We start from the raw sequence: 23,542 nt of genomic DNA, 5'->3' as shown, positions 1-23,542 counted from the left end.
TTTGTTATGCTTTTTTTGTTTTGAGTTTGGGTAGACGGACGAAAAAGGGAGGCGACATCTCGATGATTAGAGGTGAGGAACAGGTGTTCCCAACTCTAACTTGTCGGCAAACGGAGGAAAGGCTTCGAACAGGTGTTTGAGACTTTCTAAGGTCACTTTACAACAACAATGTTATATTTTATAAGGAGAAAAAAATGACAAAAATTATTACGATTGGACAAACCGAAATGATTAGGGTAGGACGTGATTACCCTTGTCCTATTTGTGGGAAACCAGATTGGTGTCTGGTTTTTGCAGATCAGACTAAGGCTGTCTGTGCTAGAAAGATTGACCTAGACAAACCACAATTTGGTAGTGCTGGGACTATTTATGATTTGGACCCTAAAAAAGCGAAAGAGGTGACTTTTGAACCTAGTTGGAAAAGTCAACCTTTGGCAAGTATCTCAACACTTCACAAAGTAAATTCTCTTGTTATTGATGTGTTGGGATTGACTAAGGAACATGTAGAGCACTTAACAAGTGCGGAACGAGGTCTTTCTGTTGAGACCATTGCACTGCGTGGCTACGCTTCATCAACAAAGCAAACACGCCAGAAGCAGGTTGATACAACAGTATCTCATCCAGCAACTATTTGGGAAAAGCTTTTTGTTGCAAATGGACTTCCTAAAGACGCTTGGCGTGGAGTTCCTGGTTTCTATTGGAACGAAAACGCAAAATGTCCTATTTTTGAATCAAAAGATGGAATCCTAATTCCATGTCGCAATTCTTGGGGACAAATTGTAGGTTTTCAAGTACGTCTTGATAACGTTAGTTATCAAGCCAAAGTAAACGAAGCCTTTCAAGAGGGACGAAATGCACGTACTGCTAAGGTCTTCCAAAATGACGATGGAAGTTTCGATTGGTATGTGTTTGCTAAAGGTTCATCACACGAACTAGCAAGTGGGACAACTAAGGAAACTAGTGTTAAACTTCGTTCTGGACTTGAGTTGACATTTAAAAAAGGGCAAAAATATGTCTTTGTTTCGTCAGCATATAAGCCAGAAGGAACAAGTGCTAAGTCTTTTCCCCATTTTGCTTATTCCGATGATATTTTAAAACAAGCACGCTTTTCGGATGCAGGTAAGGCTAAAGTAAACCTTATGAGTAAAGTTGATAACCTTCTAGTTACGGAAGGTTTGCTTAAAGGAGATATCACTGCATCAGTTGCGAAAAACACTCGTCTTTTTCAATTGGGGAATATCTGTGTTATCTCTATGGCAGGAGTAGCAGCATGGCGTCCTATCTCGGACTTTATCGGAAAGACTGAACTCAAAAAGGTTAAACCAATTTATCTTGCATTTGACCAAGACTTTGAGGATAATGACTCGGTATTTGAACGTATGTATGACATGGTTCAAGATCTAGTTACTAAGCAATCTTGTACGGTTCGTGCTCTAATCTGGCCTCACGAAAAGGGAATTGATGATTTCCTTTTGAAAGCTTCCCCAGAAGAAAAGATTAAGTTCAAAACGTTTAATAAACAGGATATGGTATAATGAAGAAAAATTATTTGGAGACGTATAAGGGTTGGATATCAAGAAAGTAGAGCGACTGATCTTTGAAATCAACACCATTCATATAAAGTATTCAGAAGAGTATTTTGAAAGTGGTAAACTTGCTAAAGTCAATCTTAATCACACTTTTGCGAAGGTGCCAGTTGATGAGATTTTAAAATATCGTTTGAATCTGCATGAATCTATCAACGATTATTTGATGGTAGCAGATGTCAGCGATATTAGTTACTTCTATCGAGTGAAGACATCTGAATCTATTGTAGATAAGATTGAGCGTTTTACTAAAAGACCAAAAGGGTATCCAGTAAATTCGGTTTTAAATGATATTTTTGGAGCACGTGTCATTTTGCCAACATCTGCCATTACTGAAGTGATGGATCGTTTAGATGATTGGAAGGAAGAATACGGTCTTAAAAATTGGTATTTAAAAGATACTGAAGACTATACTGGCCTCCATCTCTACTTTAAAAACAAGAGTCATTTCTATTATCCTTGGGAATTACAAATCTGGGATAAGAATGATATTTCTCGAAATATAGAGAGTCACAAACGAGATTATGCAAGGAAACTTGATAACAATAATTAGGTTTCCTTTTTTTACGCAATAAATTGCATGTCATACTATGTATAGTTCATAGTGTATCGTACATCGTACATATAAGAGAAAGAGGAAGGTAGTAGCTTTAAGCTTTACCTTCCTTTTTGCTATTAAGGAGAAAAACAATGGCAAATTTACTAGCAGTAGTACAACAAACGACTAAAAAACTCACTTTTCCTAAGATAAAAGATACTGATAAAGCTGCAGATATCGTGAGAAAGTTTTGTACTTATTATGCGAATATTCGCAGATATCAAAGTCAGGAACTTTTTTCTCAAGAAGTCGGAGCACTAGCAGTAGAGGTATTCGGACAAGATAATGTCTATACAGCCTATAAAGTCAAAGACATCATGGGTGATATCGAAACCATTGGTTATGATCAAGCACATTTTTCAAATAAGCTAAAAAGACTGTTCGAGGGTATGAGTTTGAGGGATGAAGAAAATCACGAACACCTTTTCGGTGAACAGATTCTTCTCACACTCCATGGGAGTAGATTACCTGCTACTAAAAGTGCAGAAGATACCAAACGCACTTTGTATCTTCTCATTGTCGATGATTCAAAGGTTAGAGTACCTTTGAAGAAAAACCTAAGTTTTTGGAGAGAGAGTAGTTCTCAAACAAGGTATGGACTAGTATCTTTTAGCTTTCTTGAATTGATGTCTATCCATAGTGAAGGTATCTACAAGGAATGTAGTTATTATGGAAATATCCAAAAAATTGCTAACGTTCTTAAAAGAGAGTATGAAGATGCTCTTGCAGCTAACCTTAATGCACAATATGTTAATCAGTCAACTAAGACGATAGCCAGTGTACGTGAGGATAAAATCTTTCAAGATCAAGAAATGAACAGTAATACGTCATTTCTTGATTTAGGGTTTTCGAAAGTTGAAGTAGATACCGAGCGTTATCGAGGTAGTGATTTTGATAAGGAGAAATTCAGGGTTCTAGAGAACGAATGGGAGAAGTTATGTAATCACTTACCTCATTCTACTGTAGAACCCGAACTCAAATTCCGAAAACTAGGAAAACATAAAGCAAGCGGACTTTATGTGCCAGGGTTAAATATCATGGCAGTTGATGTAAGAGATACCTCATCATTCATACATGAGTATGGTCATTATTTAGACTATACGTATGATCAATCAGGTATCATTAGCTCTACATCACATAGCTTTAAAGATATTCGTAATATCTATAAGGCTAGCTTGCTGAAACTTATTCAAATAGCAGAGAAAACCAGAACGGACTTAGCTCAAGCTGTTCATATTAAGAAGAAGTTGGATTATTATTTGACACCGACTGAAGTGTTTGCACGTGGCTTTGAATGGTGGGTTTTTGAAACTTATACCAAAGATTCAGAACTGCTATCTGATGAAGCTACTTACTATACTCGATTAGAGTATAGGGCTTTGAGGCAATGTCGACACCTTTTGTTCGCATTTTTTGACACGTTCTTTGAGAACTATCGTGCAATGCAACCTATTTATAAGGTTGAGAAGGAGCCAAAAACACTAGTAGCTTGCCGAAAGCCATTTGAAGATAAACCAACAACTGAAGGAGAACAGTTAACCCTGTTTGAGTTCTGAGAGGAGAAAAACAATGACGATGGAAATTAATGAATTTGACCGCTTCATGGCAGTAAGCCATTTTGATGAAGAAATGGCTGAAGCACATACACCGACTGAGGATGCTATTCATAATTGGATAGTTGATCATCAAGAGGATGATGAGCTGATTGCTGGGATTCTCAAACATCTTGATCGTACGATTAAGGATGCTATGGCTTACTGCATCAGAAAAGCCAGTAAATCTGACTATAGAAATGGTCAAGGTGCTATGGTTGATGATGCCACAGTCTTTTCCTGGGTTAAAGAGTATTTTACCGCTGAAAAGGTTGAGACTAAACCAGTTGTAGGTAAAATGACTGCTGATATTAAGAAATCAACCAAGCAACCAACTAAGAAGCCAAAAAAGAAACAGAATCAGAGCCTAACTAAAACAGAAACTAAAAAGAAAATCTCAACTAAGAAAACTCCTGAAAAGGATGGGAAACAGTTAGATCTTTTTTCAGATTTATCTGTTGAAGAAGGCGAATTTTAACAACAACAAAATAAAAAATGGCCCTAGGGCCATTTTTTATTAATTAAGGAGAAAAACAATGACAAAAGCAGAGAATATTCAAGAAATCGTAGATAATCGTTTAAAAGTTCCTAACGGATTTTTCAAATGGGCGAAGAATAATTTTCCTATCTATGAATGGTCAAATAAGTCTAAGACAATTATTTCTTCCGACCGAAAAAAATTCTCGGAAAAGGTCACAAAACGCTTATCACTTAACAGCCGTTTAACCTTTGTAGGAGATACTTTTTACTTTGTCTGGATGGGAGTCACAAAGAAACGCATTGAAATGCAAATGTATGCAGTGACTCAATCATTTGAAGAAGGAAAAGAAAAGTTTGACGTCAGCCTTTATAACTTTTATCAGCTTGCCAACAATAAGATGGTAAAAGCACACTGGGATCCATATCTTTCAGTCCAAAAAGGTAAAGAAGTCTATAGTACTGGATTCCAAAATCAGAGAAATGCTCTCTTTTTTGGCTCTGGTGCATTTAGTGTCTATACGCTTTATGGTAGTATGGAAAGTCTTATTGAAAAGTTACAATCAAAGTCTGAGTTGAGATACTTAAATTTTGATGAAGTAATTAAAGAAAATTTCGAGATAAGCTCAGTGCTACCTCATCTTTATAAATATAGAGAACGTATTGAATTCGCTCAAAAAATAAAGGCGCGTGGAGTCGTCAAAGAATTGGTAGGTACTACGTTTTATAGGTCTTATTACTCATGTAGTCTTGGACATAAGCATGCAAATATGGGTAAGGTTACTATGAATTTTCTCAGAAGGAATAAACAGTATCTAAAAAATACGGATATGAATATCGAAAAGGCATTTTTCGAGGAAGATATGCGTAGACAATATGGTCGAACGTTCGAGGGTTTATATGAGTTGCTTATAAATGCTATGGTTCCTAACAGGACGCCACTAATTAAGCGTTTAAATAGTATCTTACCATCCACGGTGAAACCAATTCGTTTCATTAACTGGATGATGAAAAATGAGATCTGTCTTCGTGATTATGAGGACTATCGAGAAATGGTAGAAGCTCTGGGAATTCCATTTGATGGAGATTATGTAGTTATCCCAAAAAATTGGGAAAATAAACATACAGAGATTGTAGAAAATTATTCAGCTCTTCTCGAGAATCAACAAGCACGTGGTACATATTTACGTGTAACTAATGCTGTCAGAGATTTGAGAGCAGAGAAACAACGCATTGAGGACGAAAAGAAAGAGGCGAAGTTGAGGGTTGAAACAGCTAAACGTTTGACAAACATGATGAAGGCTCAGACCGCATTTGACAAGTATGCTTTTATCTTTCCTAAAGACGAAAGTGAAATTGTCAAAGAAGGCAAAACCCTACATCATTGTGTTGGAAGTTATGCAAAAAAACACTTTGTCTACGGAACTTCTATTATTGTCTTTGTTCGTGATAAGGCACACAGAGAAACCCCTCTCTATACCCTTGAATTGAAAAATAATAGGATTATTCAACTGAAAGGAGAAAGGAACAAATCCGCAGATGAAGAGGCAAAGAAAGAAGCAGAACTTTTCTTAGCCCATTGTGGAAAGCTTAAAATTGAGTTTTAGATAAAAGGAGAAAAAATGAAACCGAGAACTCATTATGAGTCAACTGCGTTTTCATGTTATACTAGAGATAACACTATACGTGATTTCATGTATAATTCAGGGAGAAACGTCATGAAGTTGACTATTGTTCTTTATAATAATAAAAAGATGATTGGAAAATACCTGGTTGATACAATCAGTAAAACCTTAGATACGTTTGAAAGGAAAGATGATTTTTTGTTGAACACAGAATTCACCTATGAACGTATGGTAGATTTTCTAAAAGGGCGTCAAATTGATTTTGGACGAAAAAACCGAAAGGAACTTTTAGGGTATACCTATACAGCTCCCGATGTCTGGCACGAAATTGCTATGACACACGGTTTTGATACCGATGATTTTTATTGGGTATCAATACCAGAACTCAATGATGAGCCATTTGTTTTAGAAGATCATCATCCTAATTTGAGTAGAAAATAGGAGAGATACTATGACTGTATTTACCTCTAGCAAAGGAACTCAAGAGAAATGGTTGAAAGATGACTATTTCTATAAAAGAGACTTTTTTGGTGGGGAGGCTGAAGCTGAGTTTCTAGTATCTGAGTTTTTGAAAAGTTGTGGGATTGAAGATTATGTACCTTACGAAAAAGTAGGTAGTGATCTTTGTCGTTCACAAAATTTCATACCAGAAGGTGGAAGCTTCGTTACGATGTTTCGTTTGCTACAACAAAGGGGGTATACGGAATCAGATATCGAACAAATAGCCAAGAAACAACCTCAAGAGCAGTATAACTTTTTGAAAAAAGAGTTGGCTGAGATTGGTTTTTCAGAAGCTGAGCTTGATTCGATATTTGCCAGACTCTTTGAGATTGATCGCTTAACCTTAAATGTTGATAGACACTGGAATAACTTTGGTATTATCTTTTCTAAAGATGAACCGCCATATCTATTAACTTTGTTTGATTTTGGTTACTCTCTAGGAGTTACCTTTCCCAGAACAATGCCCACGCATGTAGCTATTCGTAAGAGTAAAGCTATGACAGTCAGCAAAAGCTTTGATAAGCAATGTGAACTGGCTGGAGCATTCTCTTTTGACATTCAAGATAGTTTTATTGAGTTCCTCAAAAACAGGAAAACACGAGAGGCTCACATATTTTTGAGTCGTATAAACAAATACTACAACTAAAAAGAAAGACTTGGTATTATACCAGGTCTTTTTTTAGTTTTAAGGAGAAAGAACAAGAATGGAAGAACAAAAACAAAATAAAACAATGACTAAAGCAGAAAAGGTTCAAGCTAACCTTTCTGCCATTAAACTTGTGAAAGCACTCGAAGCAGATAACCGTCTAGCTGATAGTGCTGAACAAGAAATTCTCTATAACTATGTTGGTTGGGGAGGACTTGCTAACGATTTCTTTGATAGTAAGATTAATCGTTTTGCAAAAGAACGTGATGAGCTAAAAAGTCTTGTCACTAAAGAAGAATATCGTGCGATGGAGATGAGCTCTCTTACGGCTTACTACACAAGTCCAGAGATTGCTACTGCAATGTGGGATAAGATTGTAGAAAGTGGTTTTAAAGGAGGTAATATTCTTGATCCATCAATGGGTACTGGTATCTTCTTTGAAACAATGCCAGAGGATATCAAGAAGAATTCTACTCTTTATGGAATTGAACTTGATACCATTACTGGTGATATTGCTAAACACCTTCATCAAGATGCTACTGTTTTAGTCCAAGGATTTGAAACAGTAAATTTTGAAGGGACACCATTTGACTTGGTCATTACGAATGTTCCATTTGCGGATGTTCGCATTGTCGATAAGGCTTATGATAATAAACCTTATCGTATTCATGATTACTTCTTTAAGAAAGCTATCGATCTGGTACCCTATCATGGGATGGTTGCTGCTATCACTTCAACTGGTACTGCAGATAAGAGTGCTGGTTCCATTTTGCCAGAACTCCGTCGTAGCGGAACTCAGTTTTTAGGTGGTATCCGCTTACCAAATACTGCTTTTAAAGATGCTGGAACACGAGTGGTAACAGATATCCTCTTTTTCCAAAAAGGAGCTTTTATCCCTGTTCCCGATAATAATATCGACTTTTGGTCTTCAGATAGAAAGAAACTCCCCTTTGATAAACGTGTCTCACTCAATCGCTATTTCTTCCAGGATGCTATTTGTAAAAATCCTTGTGTCCTAGGTGATTATCAGGTACGTCATTTCAATGGTGGAACACTGGATCTTGTGGTAGATAGCTCTTTTGACTTAGCTTCAGAGCTTCAAGAAGCACTATCAAAAGTAACAGTGCCTTTCGAAGTAGAGAGACTAGAACCTCGTGATATTATCCTTAAAGAAGAAGTGAATCATCTTGACCAAGACTTACTTGCTTCACTTGACATTCGATTGAACGAGTATGCTTGTGATAAAAATGGGCGTGTCTACTATCGTGATAACACGTCTATCCGTCCTAGCTCACGTGCAGCTGAAATGATTTTTTATCAAGACGAACAAGGACAGTTCGTAAAATATGATGATAAATACAAAGAAGAAGCCATTTTAGACTTTGAAACAGCAGTAGAAGCAGACCCCAATATTGTTACGAATACATGGGTAAGTCAAACACCTTCTAAAGCAGCTAAAAGTAAAGGGCTTTACAAAGGTATTTATTTCTATGAAACACCCCTTACGGATACAGAAAACAAGCGTATCCGTGGCATGGTTGCTATCAAAAATGCGTATCAAGCCATTATTGATATTCAAATGACGACAGACTATGATGAAGGTAAATTCAAACAACTGCTTGCAACACTTAATCAAGCCTACGATACTTTCAAGAAGAAGTATGGTTATATCAATCAAGCGGTGAATGCTCGCCTCTTTGACCGAGATGACCGTTACCCTCTTATTGCTAGTCTTGAGTTAGAGGAGTTGGACGAGAATGACAGCTCAAAGGTAGTCTTTGTGAAGTCAGATGCTTTTAAAAAGCCAACTATTCGTCCTAAAAAACACCTCCATCAAGTGATGTCAGCAGTAGAAGCCTTGAATGTATCGCTTTCGGAAGGTCGTGGCGTTGATTTGAACCTTATGAGTTCTGTCTATCCAGATGTCTCAGAAGATATGATGATTTCAGAACTAGGTGAGACAGTGATGATTGATGTGGAACGCTATATTGATGATAAGACTGTACACTATGTTACTAAGGATAAATTCCTTTCCGGTGATGTTCTTGCTAAACGTGATTGCATTAACTCTCTCATTGAAGACGGAGATACACAAGCGGATTGGGAACGTTATTTGGAATTGATTTTATCTGTTGTACCAGAACCAGTTGTCTTATCTGATATTGATTTTAGCATTGGTTCTAGCTGGATTCCTAGTAACGTCGTTTCTCAATGGGTGTTTAGTGAATTGTTGGATGAGAAGGTTGGTCTCCATTCTGAAGAAGCTAAAGCACTATTAGTGACATCCAGAATCGGACGAGGTTTCAACGAACGCTTGTTAAACCGCTATATGAGTCGTCAATCTAACCTGCGTTTAGGTCTACGTGATGAGTACAATAAAAGCTACTCACACGCAACAGATATTGTGGCTCACTTGCTTACAAGTAATCAACCAACAATCATGCGTAACTTTGGTACGACTGAAAATCCTGTACGTAAGGTTGATGAAGTGGCAACAGCAAACCTACGTGAGTGTGAACGTGTTCTACAAGAAAGCTTTAAGAACTTTATTCTTGAAAACCCAAGAGTCCAAGAAGTGATTGAGGATACCTACAATGAAGTCTTTAATCGCTATGTGACACGTCAATATGACGGAAGTCTCTTGGAATTTGATGGGTTGGCTAAAGGTGTAGAGCTTCGCCCTCACCAAAAGAATGCCGTACAACGTATTCTTGAAGAGAGACGTGCACTGCTTGCTCACGAAGTGGGTACTGGTAAGACACTAACCATGATTTCAGCAGCTTTCAAGATGAAAGAGCTTGGGCTTATTCATAAACCATTGTTTGTGGTTCCATCTAGTCTAACAGCACAATTTGGTCAAGAAATTATGCGTTTCTACCCTACCAAGAAAGTGTTTGTTACGACTGAGCAGGATTTTGAAAAGTCACGTCGTCGCTTGTTCGTTTCTCGTATTCTAACCAGCGACTATGACGGTATTGTGATTGGACATTCTCAATTTGAGAAAGTTCGTGTCTCACAAGAACGTGAACAAGCCTTTATTTCAGAAAAGATTGATGAGCTTGATGAGATCATTGGTTACGCAAAAGCTAATGACGACAAAATTACTTTTAAGCAAGCACAATCGATGCGTAGAAGTCTTGAGGCAAGCCTAGAGACGTTGCTTGAAAATAAGACTGGTATTGATGAGTTTATCAACTTTGAAAGCCTTGGTATTGACATGCTCTTTGTTGATGAAGCCCACGGGTACAAGAATGTCCGTCCTATGACACGTTTGGGGAACGTTGCTGGTATTACCAACCGTACTTCAAAAAAGAATATGGACATGGAAATGAAGGTGCGCGTGCTTCAAGAAGAGCATGATACACGTCACGTTGTCTTTGCGACTGGAACACCAGTTTCCAACTCAATTAGCGAAATGTATACGATGATGAATTATCTTCAACCAGATATCATGGAACATTTCAGTGTAAGTTTCTTTGATGCTTGGGTTGGTGCGTTTGGGATTGTTGAGAATAGTCTTGAACTTAATCCTACTGGAGACAAGTATATTTCACGTAAACGCTTTGCTAAATTTATGAATCTCCCTGAGCTGATGGCGATTTACCGTCAGACTGCAGATATCCAAATGACTGAAGACCTTAATCTTCCAGTTCCTATGGTAGAAAAGGTAGCGGTTGAAAGTCAGTTGACGGATAACCAAAAAGTTTATTTGGATGAGCTTGTAGAACGCTCAGACCGAGTTAAAAATGGGAGTGTAGATCCTAGTGAAGATAACATGCTCAAAATCACTAGCGAAGCCAGAAAGTTGGCTTTAGACATGCGTTTGCTGGATGCGGAGTTCTATGTAAGAGCTGATGCAGATAAACTCATGCAAGTGGTTGAGCGAGTGGATAAGATTTATCACATGGAGGCTAAGCATAAAGGGACACAAATGATTTTCTCTGACCTTGGAACTCCTAATGGCAAGGGTTTCTCTGTTTATCAAGAGTTGAAAGATTTGCTTGTTGAACGTGGGATTCCAGAAGAAGAGATTGCTTTTATTCACGATGCTGCTAACAAAAAGGCTAAGCTCCAACTTCAACGTCAAATGAATGCTGGTGAGATTCGTATTCTCATGGCCTCAACGGAAAAAGGGGGAACCGGTCTTAACGTACAACGTCGTATGAAAGCTGTTCATCACCTCGATGTGCCTTGGAAACCGTCTGATATTATCCAACGTAATGGACGTTTGGTTCGTCAAGGAAATATCTATCGTAAGGTAAATATTTTCCACTATATCACTAAAGGAAGTTTTGATAACTACCTTTGGCAGATTCAAGAAACAAAGCTCCGTTATATTACGCAAATCATGACCAGTCGTACACCGATGCGAGCTTCAGAGGATATTGACGAGCAAACACTCTCAGCCTCTGAATTTAAAGCCATTGCGACAGGCAATCCATATCTTAAACTTAAGATGGAACTTGATAACGAATTTGAGTTGTTGTCTAATCGTCGTAAGGCTTGGAAACGAGATATTGCTCTGTCTCAAAAACGTATTAAGCAAGCCCTTAAAGATAAGGAAAATTACGAGAAGAAACTTTCTCTATTAGTCCAGGATAAAGAGCTTGCAGAAAAGACAAGACCTTGGAAAGAAGTGGTTGAGAAAGAAGATGGTAAGAAATATGAGGTCGAACATAACCCATTTGTTATGACATTTGAACCAGATGGATACGAAGCAACGAAGAAAGATGTTGCAGGAAATCAACTGAACTATGCTATGCAAATGAATGTTGCCTCTGATCCCCTCCATATGAAAATGACAACCCTTGCTCATTATCGTGGTTTTGCCCTTCATGCGTTGGAACAAAAATCTGCTTGGCAACCAGAACGCATGCTTGACCTGCATATTATTGGTCAAAATAGCTATGCTGTTCGTCTAGATTTTGCGAGCGGTATTGGGACTATCCAACGAATCAACAATGTTATTGATGGTATGGATAAACAAGCCAAACTCTTGCAGGAAAACATTGACCGTTGTTCAGATACTATTAAGCGAGGAGAAGCTGCAGATGTTTTTGCAGACCAAGCTCGTCTTGACTACGTATCAGCTAAACGTGCCATTGTTAATCCTCTTATCGAAGTCGAGGACGAGTCTAAAAAGCCTACTGTAGAACAAATTGAAGAGGCTATCAATGCTTTTGAATTGCAGTACAAGGCAGACCATCCAGAAATGGATAAGGACTCTGATGTAAAAGTTAGCTCAATCACCGAGGAATATACTGCTAGCTATGATCCTGATGAAGAAAGCGAACTTGTTGAAGTTATTGAAGAGTTAGTAGATGAATCAGAAACTGGCTTTGAGGAAGAAGTAGTAGTTGTTCAAGAAATCGTTGAAGAAACGACTCATGTCGTTGTTTCACAAGAAGTTCTTGATATGGCTGATGACTTCCTAGAAAGTATTTCTGAACTCTTTGGCATGACTGAAGAACATAATGACAATGTATCTACAGAATTAGTTTATGAAACCTCATCTGTTAATGAGGTAGTAGAAGCAGAAGTAGAAGTCTACGAAGAAATTTCACTATTTGACTTCGTTTAATCACAAAAAAGGATAATATCTTCTTGAGGAGATGTTATCCTTTTCTATTATTGATTGTCATAAATTGAAATGTTTCAGATATTTGGAATAGCCGTCTGTTCAATATTTGGTTAGAAATTTTCTTTATGTTCAAAAGGGGTCAGAATGCCTCCTTTTGAATAAAGTTTATAAAAAAGGTAGTGATGAAAATATTATAATAATTACCTCAAAAAGAAGTATGTATAAGTTAAATTGTTTTTTCATACTCAAACCTCTCGGCAAGAAACAAGAATAAGAGCTAGAAAATTTAGACAGTAGACAAACACTATTTTGAGTGTTTCTCTTTTTTAAGTCACCTAGTCTGAATTTAAGGGATTAATTTTATAATAAGAAGGTATTGGATTGTAAAATAGCTACAAAAAATGAAATTTGAGAGATTGCTTTTTATAAAGCGATATTTTATTTAACATTTTAAAAATACTAATAAAAAAGAAATATAAAAAAACAATATTTGCACTTTTTACTCACTAAAAATAAAGATATATTGTTTACAATAAGAGCGTAGAAAATATTTACTACATACTAACATAAGGGAGAATGATTGCCATGAAAAACTCAAAAGATATTTTGAACAATGCTATCGAAGAAGTTTCTGAAAAAGAACTTATGGAAGTAGCTGGTGGTAAAAGAGGTACAGGTTGGTTTGCAACTATTACTGATGACTGTCCAAACTCAGTATTCGTTTGTTGTTAATCAAAACAATCTTGATAAGTGGACTAAAAATTTCCTGTTTAGACTTAGTCTAGGCAGGATTTTTGAGTAATGGTAGGATAAATATGATAAAAAGAGATGAATTAAAGTCAGAATACCAACAACATCAGTTTTACGAATACTTTAACTCAATTTTTAATTACGACATACTAGATACTTCTATTAGTGAAAATATTTATTTATTGAGGAAAACGACACATAAGTTATTTTATAGTGAGTTTGAAAATCAGTTATTTGAAACCGTAATGTTCCTTTCAATGAAAACGCTAGTTTTAGATATAAATAATTTTTCCAAGGAAATTGGAAATAAGTCAGAGGCGTATGAGCAATATATACAGCAAATAAAGGAAGAAAATGGAATAAATAATTTTTTTGATAGGTATCCGTATTTGTTAAAACAAATCAATAGAGAAGTCAGATTAATAGAAGAATCATATTCTTTACTATTTGATAGATTTTTAAAAGACTTGTCTGAGTTAAGATCGTGTTTTAATATTACTGAACCCCTAAGTAATGTTGAGTTTTCACTTGGAGATAGTCATTCCCAAAAACAAACAGTTGTTAAGATTGAATTTAAAGAGAAATCCATTTACTACAAGCCTAAAAGTTATGATTCATACAACATTTTGTTAGAACTTATTAGTTTATTGAAATCTAATAATATACCCTCTTTCAGTCTTCCTGAAAGCTTAATTAAAGCGGATTATTGTTGGCAACTCGGTGTGGATTATATAAATTCTAATAATGATGAAGTAAAGAGAATATACCTTAAGTATGGTGTTTTAGCAGCATTTTCTGAAATTTTTTCCATTACGGACTTACATATGGAAAATGTGATTGTTTCAGGCGGAGATTTATATTTAATTGATGTTGAAACATTTTTTCAAAGAAAGTTGAATGTACAAACTAATAATTTTGAAGGGATTACTGTTGATACTTATCAGAGAATTTATGAGACATCACTTTCAAATGGTTTATTTCCTGTACAATTTGAGAAAAACAGCGCTCCTAACATTTCTGGAATAAGTGGAAAAGGTGGAAAAAGAAAAAAGGGGAAGTATGAACTGATAAATAAAAATCGTGGGGATATGAAGTTAGTGAAAACTGACTATTTTCAGGAAGATAGCTATAATATTCCAACATTAAATGAGAAAATGGTGGAACCTCTCGACTATGCTAATGAGGTAATTGCAGGATTTAGAGAATGCTATGCATTTCTCATGTCGCAACGTGCAAAGGTTAAAAAAATTTTAGAAGGTTTCCCGAAATTGAAAACTAGAGCCATATTCAGAAATACTTCCGACTATGGAAAATTTTTGCAAGCCTCTACGAATCCAAAATATCTTTTCTCAGAAAAAAAGAGGGAGAATTTATTTTCGATACTATATGAGTCAAAACATATTGAACAATTTATTGTTGATAATGAAATTAAAGATTTAATGAATGGTGATATTCCTTACTTTTCAGTGGATACCAGTGGAAATGTATATAATTCTTTAGGAACAGTAATTGGAAATCTAGGAGAGACAACCTCGTTATTTGATAATATAGCTACCCTGAATGATGAAAGAATGAAGTTCACTTGTGAATTGATTGGAATAGTCTTGAAAAAACCGATTAAGCATTGGGAGAGGAAAGAAGGGAAATCTTATTATTTTCCATTAATATCCTCAAAACAAAGTTTTAATGAGAAAATCTTAGACAGCGTTAGACAGATATTTATTGATGCAAATAAGAATAGTTTTTCTTCGGAGGAGGAGATGACATGGCTCAATATTGATATTACAGAGACTGAACAATGGGTAATATCTCCTCAGAACATTACCTTATATAATGGATTGATTGGGAATGCCTTATGTTATTTATATGCTTATCAAATTCTTGGTGAAGAGCAATATCTAGTATCATTAAATAAGATATTGAAAACACTGGAAACCACGAAGAATCTTATAGAAACTAGTGATATGTCAGTTTTTTTAGGAAAAGGAGGTTTGATTTATCTATACTTTAGTTTGTGGAGAAGACTTAAATTACCTCGATACCAAAAATTATATTTAGACATAATCAAAGAATTTTCCAGCCAGTCACTGGAGGAGCAAAATATAGATTATATTTCTGGAGTGTCTGGTTTATTAGTTGTTCTATGCAACATATATAATGTAGAGCAAAATAAAACAGTATATCATTTAATTAATAGGATATCTGAATTTATTATTGATAATGTAAAAAAAGAAGATGGTAGGGTTTATTGGGTATCGGATTTTTCAGATTCAGAAATTCTAAATGGACTATCTCACGGACAATCTGGAATTGCATATGCATTACTTTTATCATGGAAAATCAATAAAAATTATAATTATTTTAAAATAGCGAAGTCAGCTATTGATTTTGAAAATACCCGTATTTCTGATGGAAATTGGATTGATTTTAGAAATAAAGGAAAACGTTCAGAGTTAGGAATGCCAGAACCTATTTATTGGTGTCACGGTGCAACAGGTATCGGATTAACGAGATATAGAGAATCAAAATGGTTAAACGATAAAAAGTTGAAAAATAATTATGAAATGGCTAAACAAACAGTATTAAATAATGGTTATTTGAATTCGGATTGCCTTTGTCACGGGAAAATGGGCAACATGGAATTATTTATGAATTTAGATGACTCCTTGAAAAGTGAAGTAGATATAGAAGGTATCATGCTTAATATTGTTCGTAATTCTCAAAAATTTGGTTGGGAATCTGGCTTGCCACAACACACAAGAGTGTTTAATATGATGGTTGGTGAAATAGGGATAGCATATCAGTTGCTTAGATATATATCCAATTATGAAGTACCATCATTATTGTTATTAGATGTTCCAAATGGGAGTATTGAAAATGAAAAAGATTACACCGATTGAACAAACAACTTCTACTGAATGTGGATTATGTTGTTTATATATGATGTTAGATTATTTTGATATTCCAGAAACATATTTTAATTTGAAACAACAAGTCGATTTAGGGAGAAATGGACTGAGTATAAAGAATATCTCAGATATTGCTTCTATCTACGGAGTTACTTGTAAGACTTATCGTTTTTCCAAATATCCTGAAAACTTACCTGTCATGGTATTTGTTTTAGATTCGCATTTTGTAATTTTAGAGGATATTCGTGATGATGTCTTTACTATTGTTGACCCTGCTGTTGGGAAATATGTCTTAGCAAAGAATGAATTCTTTGAATTATCTCCTAAATTTTATACCGAATTTTTTTATGATCAGACGACTAATTCTTCAAAAAAAATAGTCAAACGAGGATTGGTTGGCAGAAACGTAAAGGAAATGATATTTGTAAATAGGAAGGATATTTTTTTAACCATTCTATATACTCTGGTTTTTCAGATTATGACAGTGTCAATTCCATTTTTCATAAGGGGAATTATTGACGGAAATTGGTTTTTCCTTAAAAAGTTTGGCTATTTAGAAAGTGCAGTCCTACTTTCTATCATAATTTTTTTTCAAGGAGGATTTTATTTTCTAAAGAATATCTCTTTAGTGAAATTGCAAAATAAATTTCACAGCACTATTTCAGAAAAGTTTGTGACTAAGTTATTGAAACTTCCCATAGAATATATTGGAAAAATAGATAAAACAGACATCATTCATAGATATAATGGTTTGATGATTGTGAGGGAGTTACTATCAGAAAGAATTATTTCTATCTGGTTGGATATTATCTTAATGTTTGCGAGTATTAGTTATGTCACATATGTTTCCACACCTTTGGGAATTATATTGGGTATAGTTTTTATTGTAGAAATGATGATTTTTTTCCTGTCACTAAGCATTAAACAAGAAAAGTTAGGTAAAGAAGTTTTAAGACAAAAGAACTCTTTACAAACATTCTTTTCACTGATGGACGGGCTATTTCTTTTTAAAGCTAAAAATTCTGAAAAAGAACTTTTGTCAAAATGGGATAAAAGTTTTAAGGACTATATCAATTCAACATATGATAGAAATAGATTTTTCAATCTTTTAGGAGCAGTAAATTATGTGATAACTTTTTCCATACCTATTTTGTTAATTCTGTTGTTTCTATATTATTCACCAAATAGTGGCAGTGGTGAGCTTATTCTTCTTTATATGATGGTTTTAAATTTTATTAATCCCATTAATAATATTTTGAATTCGATTGATGAGATTCTATATGGTGTTAAGCATTACGAAAGGGTATTAGAGATATCAACTCTTGATAATGAGACGAATGGTACTCATAAGTTATCAGAGGATACAGATATAGAGATAAATTTTAAAAATATAAACTATCAATATGAGTTAAATGGGGCAAAGGTGTTAAATGGAATAAACCTAAAAGTCCATTCAGGAGAATTTGTTGCAATTATAGGGAAAAGTGGAAGTGGAAAGACAACTCTAGCTAAGATGTTGTTAGGCTATGTAAGCCCTAGTAGTGGAGACATGACATACAACAATATATCCTACTCTAAAATTGATAAAAAAGATTTTAGGAATATATCGGCTTTTGTATCTCAAGATTCTCCCATGTTTGATGGGGATGTGATGTATAATATTTCGCTAGGGAGAGAATCTGTTTCAGGAGAACAGGTTATTGAAACTTGTAAAAGAGTATCAATATATGATGATATCATGAGTATGCCAATGAAGTTTCATACTCTACTTTTTCGAGATAAACCATCAATATCTGGGGGGCAAAAACAACGGATTTCTTTAGCAAGAGAACTTGTAACCACCCCTAGAATCTTAGTTCTTGACGAACCTACATCAGCTTTAGATGTAAAAACTGAAAGAATAATCCAAAAAAATGTTGAGGCTTTACATTGTACGAGGGTTTTGGTTACCCACAGACTTAATACAGTTGAAAAAGCTGATAAGATTTTAATAATGGATAATGGCAAAATTATTGACTATGGAAACCATTATTATTTGTACAAAAATAATAAGTATTATTGTGACTTATATGACTCGTATATGAATAAATATCAGGAGGAAGAGGTAAAATGAAACAATTAGTATTAAAAGATGTTTGCAAAAAATATCCCAATCAACTGAATTATGCTCTAGACCATATCAATTTGATTGTGGAAAAAGGAGAATTTGTAGCTGTCATGGGGCGTAGCGGTAGTGGGAAAACGACGCTTTTAAATGTTACTTCAATTATTGATAAAATTGATAGTGGGAATATTTATTGTGCGGATAAAGAGATTAGCACATTCTCTGATAAGGAGGCAACTAATTTTAGAAAAAATGATATTGGTTTTGTTTTTCAAGATTATATGCTGTTAGACAGTCTAACCATTAGGGAGAATATTTCTGTTGCTTTGTCTTTAAAAAATGTTGATTCTTCAAAGATTGATGATTTGATAAATAGCTATGCAAAAAGATTTAATTTACATGAACAGTTGAAAAAATACCCTTATCAACTTTCTGGAGGTCAAAGACAGAGGGCCAGTATTATCAGAGCAATCATTAAAGACCCAGAAATTATTTTTGCTGACGAACCAACAGGAGCACTTGACTTGAAATCTTCTGAGGAAACAATGATGATTTTGAGTGAAATCAATAAAACGGAAAAGGTAACTATTCTAATGGTTACTCATGATGTTTTATCAGCTTCTTATGCCGACAGAGTTATACTCCTCAAAGATGGAAAACTTCACATGGAGATTGATAAAAAAGATTGTGGAGAGTCGTTTTACGATGTAATTAGTCAAGCTTTATCCGATAGAGGAGAGTAATATGATTTGGGCAATTACAAAATCTAACATTAAAAAGAATTTTCCGTTATATCGTATCTATTTTCTAGCTACGATCGGTTTATTAAGTATTTTTATAGCTTTTTTAAATTTTATTTCAGATAAAATCATCGCAGAAAAAATTGGGGATAGTGGTCAAGCTCTAGTTATCGCCAATGGTTCATTGTTATTTTTGATTGTATTTTTGGTGGTATTCTTAATCTACTTCAATAATTTCTTTGTAAAAAAACGCAGTCAAGACCTTGGAGTCTTAGCAATACTAGGGTTTTCAAAAAGAGAATTAACAAAATTACTAACTTTAGAAAATCTTGTTATTCTAGTTCTGAGTTACTTGGTAAGTTTATTGCTAGGACCTACTTTATATTTTTTAGCTGTACTTGTAATTACTCATCTATTGGATTTAACAATGGAAGTTCAGTGGTTTATTACAGTTAAAGAGATTATAGAGTCTTTAGGAATATTAGTCGTAGTTTTTCTGATTAATTTCATCACAAATGGAGTTATTATTGCTAAACAGTCATTGATTGAATTTGTTAATTTCTCAAAAAAGGCTGAGAAAAAAATCAGGATAAGAAAAGTCAGAGCTATTATTGCTATTACCGCATTGCTATTGTCATATGTTTTATGTTTGACGACAGTGTTTTCATCCACACGAAAGATGCTATTAAGCGTAGGGATGGTACCAATTTCTCTTTTGATAATTATCTTAGTTATTTTAGGCTCAATTTTTACAATCAGATATGGATTGACTTTTGTAATTTCTTTCTTAAAAGAAAAGAAAAAAAGGTTATATCGTCCTCTCTCTAATATTATCTATCCTAAATTTAACTATCGTATTGCGACAAAAAATAAATTATTAACAGTCTTGGGGGGGCTTTTAACACTAACCGTTTCAGTTACTGGAATTATGGTAATGCTTTATGCTTATTCTCTTAATGGAATAGAAAGATTGACTCCATCTGCCATAGAATATAATGTTGAATCAGAAAATGGTCAAGTCAATGTTACAAATATTTTAGAGAATGGGCAAGTGAGTTTAGTTGATATTAACCTATTGAGATTGAACACTAACCCAGAAGTGACTATCACAGAATCTGGGCAAACAATTCCTTATTTTGATATAATTAATTACAGTAATTATAAAGAGTTAATGAAAGCTCAAGGAAGAAAAAATTCTATTGAAGGTAGTGAGTCACTACCATTGTTAATAAATTATTTTCCAACAGAAATTAGCCTAGGGAAAACCTTTAATTTGGAAAATGCATACGATGTTACTGTAAAACAAGTATCAACGAATAATGTTTTTAGTTTTTCTACAAGTGTCACGACTCTGGTGGTTTCTGATAAATTATATGCTGAGCTTAGTTCTCGTTTTCCAGAGAAAAAAATGACAATTAGGACTTTTAATGGAGATTCAATTAGGTCAAGCGAAACATTTTACAATCAGTTTAGTACGGTTCCTGATGTTATCAGTAGTTATAGTAGGGAACACACAGTAAAGACTGCTAATATTGCGACTTATATCTTTATAACCTTCCTATCCATACTCTTTATTATTTGTACAGGTAGTATTCTATACTTTACAAGCCTTATAGAAATCATGGAAAATAAAGAAGAATATAGCTATCTGAGTAAGTTAGGTTATAGTAAAAAAATGATTAATCGGATTGTCGGATATGAAATAGGTATACTTTTCCTTATTCCTGTATTAATTGGGATAATAAATGGTAGTATGTTGCTTATTTTCTATAAATATTTATTTATGGATACATTGGTTGCAGGCAATATTATAATGCTATCTTTGTTGCTTTTTCTGTTTTTCTTTTTGATAATATATGGCACATTTTATTTATTGACATTGCGGTCAGTGAAATCAATAATAAACAATTAATTCTAAAAACTTTTTAACTTTAACGATTTAGTAAATAATATGATGAGAATAGAAAAAATAGCAAAGAGTAAATTTTTGGGGATCACAATAATCTTGTTACAACAATTAATAGCCTTTTTGATTTTGGTCTATAATCGAGAAAACTTGTCTCTTCTTTTCTCTGAAAAAGTAGCTCTTGTAATGACTCTTATTGATACAGGTTTTATTTGGCTGGCAGCAATATTACGCCAAAAACAAGATGGGATTTTTAAAAAAATTATTTCTATCGTTTTCTTAACAATTTGGCAATACTTGGTATCTGTGCTATCAAGGGAAACTCCTCTCTTTTTTAGTAGTGGTCTGCAAATTATATTGCTCTATTGTTATACCGTTGAGATTACTGATTTAATATTATATGGGCAGAAACAGTTTAAAGATAAGCTAGACAAGAGCTTATTAATGATCATTTTTGTTTCTATAATTAGCCTTTTAGTTAATAGAACTTTATTTAATTTCTTATTCTTAGTTGTTTTTACTATTTTACACCTTTATCCATTATTGGTTATAGTGCTATATTATAGGTATTTTAGGCAACAAATATCAGTTGTAAGACGTTCATTGATATTATTTTCTTTGCTTTTGCTAGCAATACTTGGTAGTGAATTTTATGGAGAGATGCTAGATGTTAATCAAGCCTTTAATAATTTGGGGTGGTATCTGTTTCCCCTTATAATGAGTACAATATACTATTTTAAGGTCATACATGATAAATTTAGTCTAGTTACTCGAAGATGGTTAGGTAATTACAAAACTCGTATAGAACTTTTATTTCTACTTCTTATCATTTGTTGGGTAATACTTATAAAGGTACTAGTTAAAGATTTTTTACTATTTTTTATAGTTGTTGATGCAAGCACGTTTTTTTGTCTAGTGGTAATTTCTTGTATCTTTTGTTATTTAGAAAACTTTAAGCAAAATTTTGACTATGAAAATAGAAGATTGAACTATTTTATGAAATCGGAGGAAAACATGAGAGTGGAGTTCTCAAATTATTTGCATGATGATGTCTTGCAAAATGTCATAGCGATAAAAAACTTACTCTCTTTAGAAAATAGTGATATAACACATGGTTTTATTGTTAATGGGTTGAATGATCTAGTTTCTGGTATCAGGGATGAAATTGATACTTATCACCCAATAGTTCCTTCTAATCGAACAATGAAAGAAAACATACAGTCTCTTTTTGATGATATTGTTAAAAGGAGGAAAAGTAATAAGTTGTTGTATTTCAACTGTTCGAGTAGTACAATAATCCCACCTCCATATGGAGATATTGTTTACAGGTTTATAAAAGAATTAATTAATAATGCTATAAAATATGGAGTCAGTAAAGATATTCATTTATCTTTAAAGGTTCAATCTGATATTATTATCATAGAGGAGAGCAATCAGGTGGTGGAAAAAGTTCAATCTATAAATTATGGCAGAGGTTTGAAATCATTTCAAGAAACACTAGTAGCTTTTGATGGAGATATGGAGCTACAAATAGATAATAAACAATACAATATCAGAATATTACTTCCCATTGATTGGAAATTGTGCTATGAAGATTTTATTAATTGATGACCATAAACTATTTGCAAAGAGTATCCAACTGTTATGCCAACAGTATGATGAGGTAGATGTTATAGATACAGTTACTTCTAATTTTAACGATGTGACGATTGATTTATCTAAATACGATATTATATTACTTGATATTAATCTAACAAATATTTCTAAAGAGAATGGATTGGAGATAGCGGAGGAACTCATACAGTCTACTCCTAACTTGAAAGTTGTTATGCTGACAGGATATGTTAAGTCAATCTATGAAGAGAGAGCAAAAACAATAGGGGCATACGGTTTTGTAGATAAAAATATAGACCCTAAACAACTCATCTCTATCTTAAAGAAAGTGGATTCTGGGAAAAAGTATTTTGAACAAATTGAATCTCAGGATTATGTTGAAGCTTTAACTGACCGAGAAATAGTAATCTTAAATTTGAGTAAGAAAGGTCTCTCTGTTAAAGATATAGAGGAAATGTTACAAATTAGTAGGAGAACAGTATTTAATCATTTGAACCATATCTATTCAAAACTTCTAGTAAATAATAAGCAAGAGGCTATCTACAAAGCTGAGCAATTAGGGTATTTTATGGACTTCTGAGTTGTAGGCAAACAACTTAATTAAGCTTTATCTTTGTATTTGTTAGGGATTATGTGAAATAGAACATACTAAGATTAGTAGTGAAGAAATCTCCGACGGGAGAGAGTACTCACTACTTTTTCTTTATGTTAAAGTAGTGGTGTCTTGTAAAGTCGTAGGGCTCAATGGCGTTAGATGTCGCTTGACAAACTGGCAAGATACCTGTTTTAGATGGAATATTATCAAAGTATGTTGGATGCTAGACGTCGAGTATTGAAAAGGACATCACTAAAATAAGGAACCATTCAAGACAAAAGAGGTAATGTCATGCGTGCAGTATTTGGAATTGATGTA

Annotated in this window: 15 protein-coding genes; all 15 read left to right on the top strand. The window is 34.1% G+C overall.

The genetic code is table 11. The annotated features are described in order from the left end of the window. Window positions 1–194 precede the first annotated feature (194 nt). Window positions 195–1,535 (top strand): DUF3854 domain-containing protein, encoded by a 1,341-nt coding sequence (locus HMPREF2637_RS05210; protein WP_070839465.1) that lies wholly within the window; start codon window positions 195–197, stop codon window positions 1,533–1,535. Window positions 1,536–1,566: 31 nt separating this feature from the next. Next, window positions 1,567–2,139 carry a nucleotidyltransferase family protein gene (locus HMPREF2637_RS05205; RefSeq protein WP_070839462.1) on the top strand — a complete coding sequence of 191 codons (573 nt, stop codon included), beginning with the start codon at window positions 1,567–1,569 and terminating at the stop codon, window positions 2,137–2,139. A 137-nt stretch (window positions 2,140–2,276) separates the two neighbouring features. Next, on the top strand, window positions 2,277–3,740 hold the full coding sequence (locus tag HMPREF2637_RS05200; protein WP_070839459.1) for a hypothetical protein: 1,464 nt from the start codon (window positions 2,277–2,279) through the stop codon (window positions 3,738–3,740). Between the two features lie 13 nt (window positions 3,741–3,753). Further along, complete coding sequence (locus HMPREF2637_RS05195) at window positions 3,754–4,254, top strand: Cas9 inhibitor AcrIIA9 family protein (protein WP_070839456.1); 501 nt, start codon at window positions 3,754–3,756, stop codon at window positions 4,252–4,254. Window positions 4,255–4,312: 58 nt separating this feature from the next. Next, the gene (locus tag HMPREF2637_RS05190) at window positions 4,313–5,860 is read left to right on the top strand and encodes a PcfJ domain-containing protein (protein WP_070839454.1); all 1,548 of its coding nucleotides are present in this window, start codon (window positions 4,313–4,315) and stop codon (window positions 5,858–5,860) included. Between the two features lie 111 nt (window positions 5,861–5,971). Then, window positions 5,972–6,319, top strand: coding sequence for a hypothetical protein (locus HMPREF2637_RS05185; protein WP_141760023.1), 348 nt, complete (start codon window positions 5,972–5,974; stop codon window positions 6,317–6,319). Between the two features lie 10 nt (window positions 6,320–6,329). Next, window positions 6,330–7,025: a hypothetical protein gene (locus HMPREF2637_RS05180; protein WP_021151476.1), complete on the top strand. Its 696-nt coding sequence runs from the start codon at window positions 6,330–6,332 to the stop codon at window positions 7,023–7,025. A 58-nt stretch (window positions 7,026–7,083) separates the two neighbouring features. After that, window positions 7,084–12,606, top strand: a complete 5,523-nt coding sequence (locus HMPREF2637_RS05175; protein ID WP_070839451.1) for an SNF2-related protein — start codon at window positions 7,084–7,086, stop codon at window positions 12,604–12,606. A 576-nt stretch (window positions 12,607–13,182) separates the two neighbouring features. After that, a complete protein-coding gene (locus HMPREF2637_RS05170) occupies window positions 13,183–13,338 on the top strand; it encodes a type A2 lanthipeptide (RefSeq protein WP_002887181.1) in 156 nt (51 codons plus the stop codon). 83 nt (window positions 13,339–13,421) lie between these two features. Beyond that, window positions 13,422–16,256: a salivaricin biosynthesis lanthionine synthetase SalM gene (salM, locus tag HMPREF2637_RS05165; RefSeq protein ID WP_049553670.1), complete on the top strand. Its 2,835-nt coding sequence runs from the start codon at window positions 13,422–13,424 to the stop codon at window positions 16,254–16,256. Then, entirely contained in the window at window positions 16,234–18,378 is a 2,145-nt protein-coding gene (locus HMPREF2637_RS05160; protein ID WP_070839449.1) for a peptidase domain-containing ABC transporter, read from the top strand. The genes salM and HMPREF2637_RS05160 overlap by 23 nt, the downstream gene beginning before the upstream one ends. Further along, complete coding sequence (locus HMPREF2637_RS05155; protein WP_002887184.1) at window positions 18,375–19,112, top strand: ABC transporter ATP-binding protein; 738 nt, start codon at window positions 18,375–18,377, stop codon at window positions 19,110–19,112. Before HMPREF2637_RS05160 ends, HMPREF2637_RS05155 begins: the two co-directional genes overlap by 4 nt. Before the next feature lies 1 nt (window position 19,113). Next, entirely contained in the window at window positions 19,114–21,021 is a 1,908-nt protein-coding gene (locus tag HMPREF2637_RS05150; protein ID WP_070839447.1) for an ABC transporter permease, read from the top strand. A 39-nt stretch (window positions 21,022–21,060) separates the two neighbouring features. After that, complete coding sequence (locus HMPREF2637_RS05145) at window positions 21,061–22,623, top strand: hypothetical protein (RefSeq protein WP_070839445.1); 1,563 nt, start codon at window positions 21,061–21,063, stop codon at window positions 22,621–22,623. Next, window positions 22,604–23,209: a response regulator gene (locus tag HMPREF2637_RS05140; protein WP_070839443.1), complete on the top strand. Its 606-nt coding sequence runs from the start codon at window positions 22,604–22,606 to the stop codon at window positions 23,207–23,209. The genes HMPREF2637_RS05145 and HMPREF2637_RS05140 overlap by 20 nt, the downstream gene beginning before the upstream one ends. Window positions 23,210–23,542: the final 333 nt, after the last annotated feature.

It is taken from the genome of Streptococcus sp. HMSC065H07 (genome assembly GCF_001837325.1).
Classification (GTDB): domain Bacteria; phylum Bacillota; class Bacilli; order Lactobacillales; family Streptococcaceae; genus Streptococcus; species Streptococcus salivarius_H.
This window is presented reverse-complemented; position numbering and strand designations above follow the sequence as displayed.

Excerpts from the sequence above, each read along its gene's own strand:
- HMPREF2637_RS05195 (WP_070839456.1), top strand. The coding sequence starts at position 3,754 with ATGACGATGGAAATTAATGAATTTGACCGCTTCATGGCAGTAAGCCAT.
- HMPREF2637_RS05200 (WP_070839459.1), top strand. The coding sequence starts at position 2,277 with ATGGCAAATTTACTAGCAGTAGTACAACAAACGACTAAAAAACTCACT.
- HMPREF2637_RS05185 (WP_141760023.1), top strand. The coding sequence starts at position 5,972 with ATGAAGTTGACTATTGTTCTTTATAATAATAAAAAGATGATTGGAAAA.
- HMPREF2637_RS05180 (WP_021151476.1), top strand. The coding sequence starts at position 6,330 with ATGACTGTATTTACCTCTAGCAAAGGAACTCAAGAGAAATGGTTGAAA.
- HMPREF2637_RS05175 (WP_070839451.1), top strand. The coding sequence starts at position 7,084 with ATGGAAGAACAAAAACAAAATAAAACAATGACTAAAGCAGAAAAGGTT.
- HMPREF2637_RS05155 (WP_002887184.1), top strand. The coding sequence starts at position 18,375 with ATGAAACAATTAGTATTAAAAGATGTTTGCAAAAAATATCCCAATCAA.
- HMPREF2637_RS05140 (WP_070839443.1), top strand. The coding sequence starts at position 22,604 with ATGAAGATTTTATTAATTGATGACCATAAACTATTTGCAAAGAGTATC.
- HMPREF2637_RS05190 (WP_070839454.1), top strand. The coding sequence starts at position 4,313 with ATGACAAAAGCAGAGAATATTCAAGAAATCGTAGATAATCGTTTAAAA.
- salM (WP_049553670.1), top strand. The coding sequence starts at position 13,422 with ATGATAAAAAGAGATGAATTAAAGTCAGAATACCAACAACATCAGTTT.
- HMPREF2637_RS05145 (WP_070839445.1), top strand. The coding sequence starts at position 21,061 with ATGATGAGAATAGAAAAAATAGCAAAGAGTAAATTTTTGGGGATCACA.
- HMPREF2637_RS05210 (WP_070839465.1), top strand. The coding sequence starts at position 195 with ATGACAAAAATTATTACGATTGGACAAACCGAAATGATTAGGGTAGGA.
- HMPREF2637_RS05150 (WP_070839447.1), top strand. The coding sequence starts at position 19,114 with ATGATTTGGGCAATTACAAAATCTAACATTAAAAAGAATTTTCCGTTA.
- HMPREF2637_RS05170 (WP_002887181.1), top strand. The coding sequence starts at position 13,183 with ATGATTGCCATGAAAAACTCAAAAGATATTTTGAACAATGCTATCGAA.
- HMPREF2637_RS05160 (WP_070839449.1), top strand. The coding sequence starts at position 16,234 with ATGAAAAAGATTACACCGATTGAACAAACAACTTCTACTGAATGTGGA.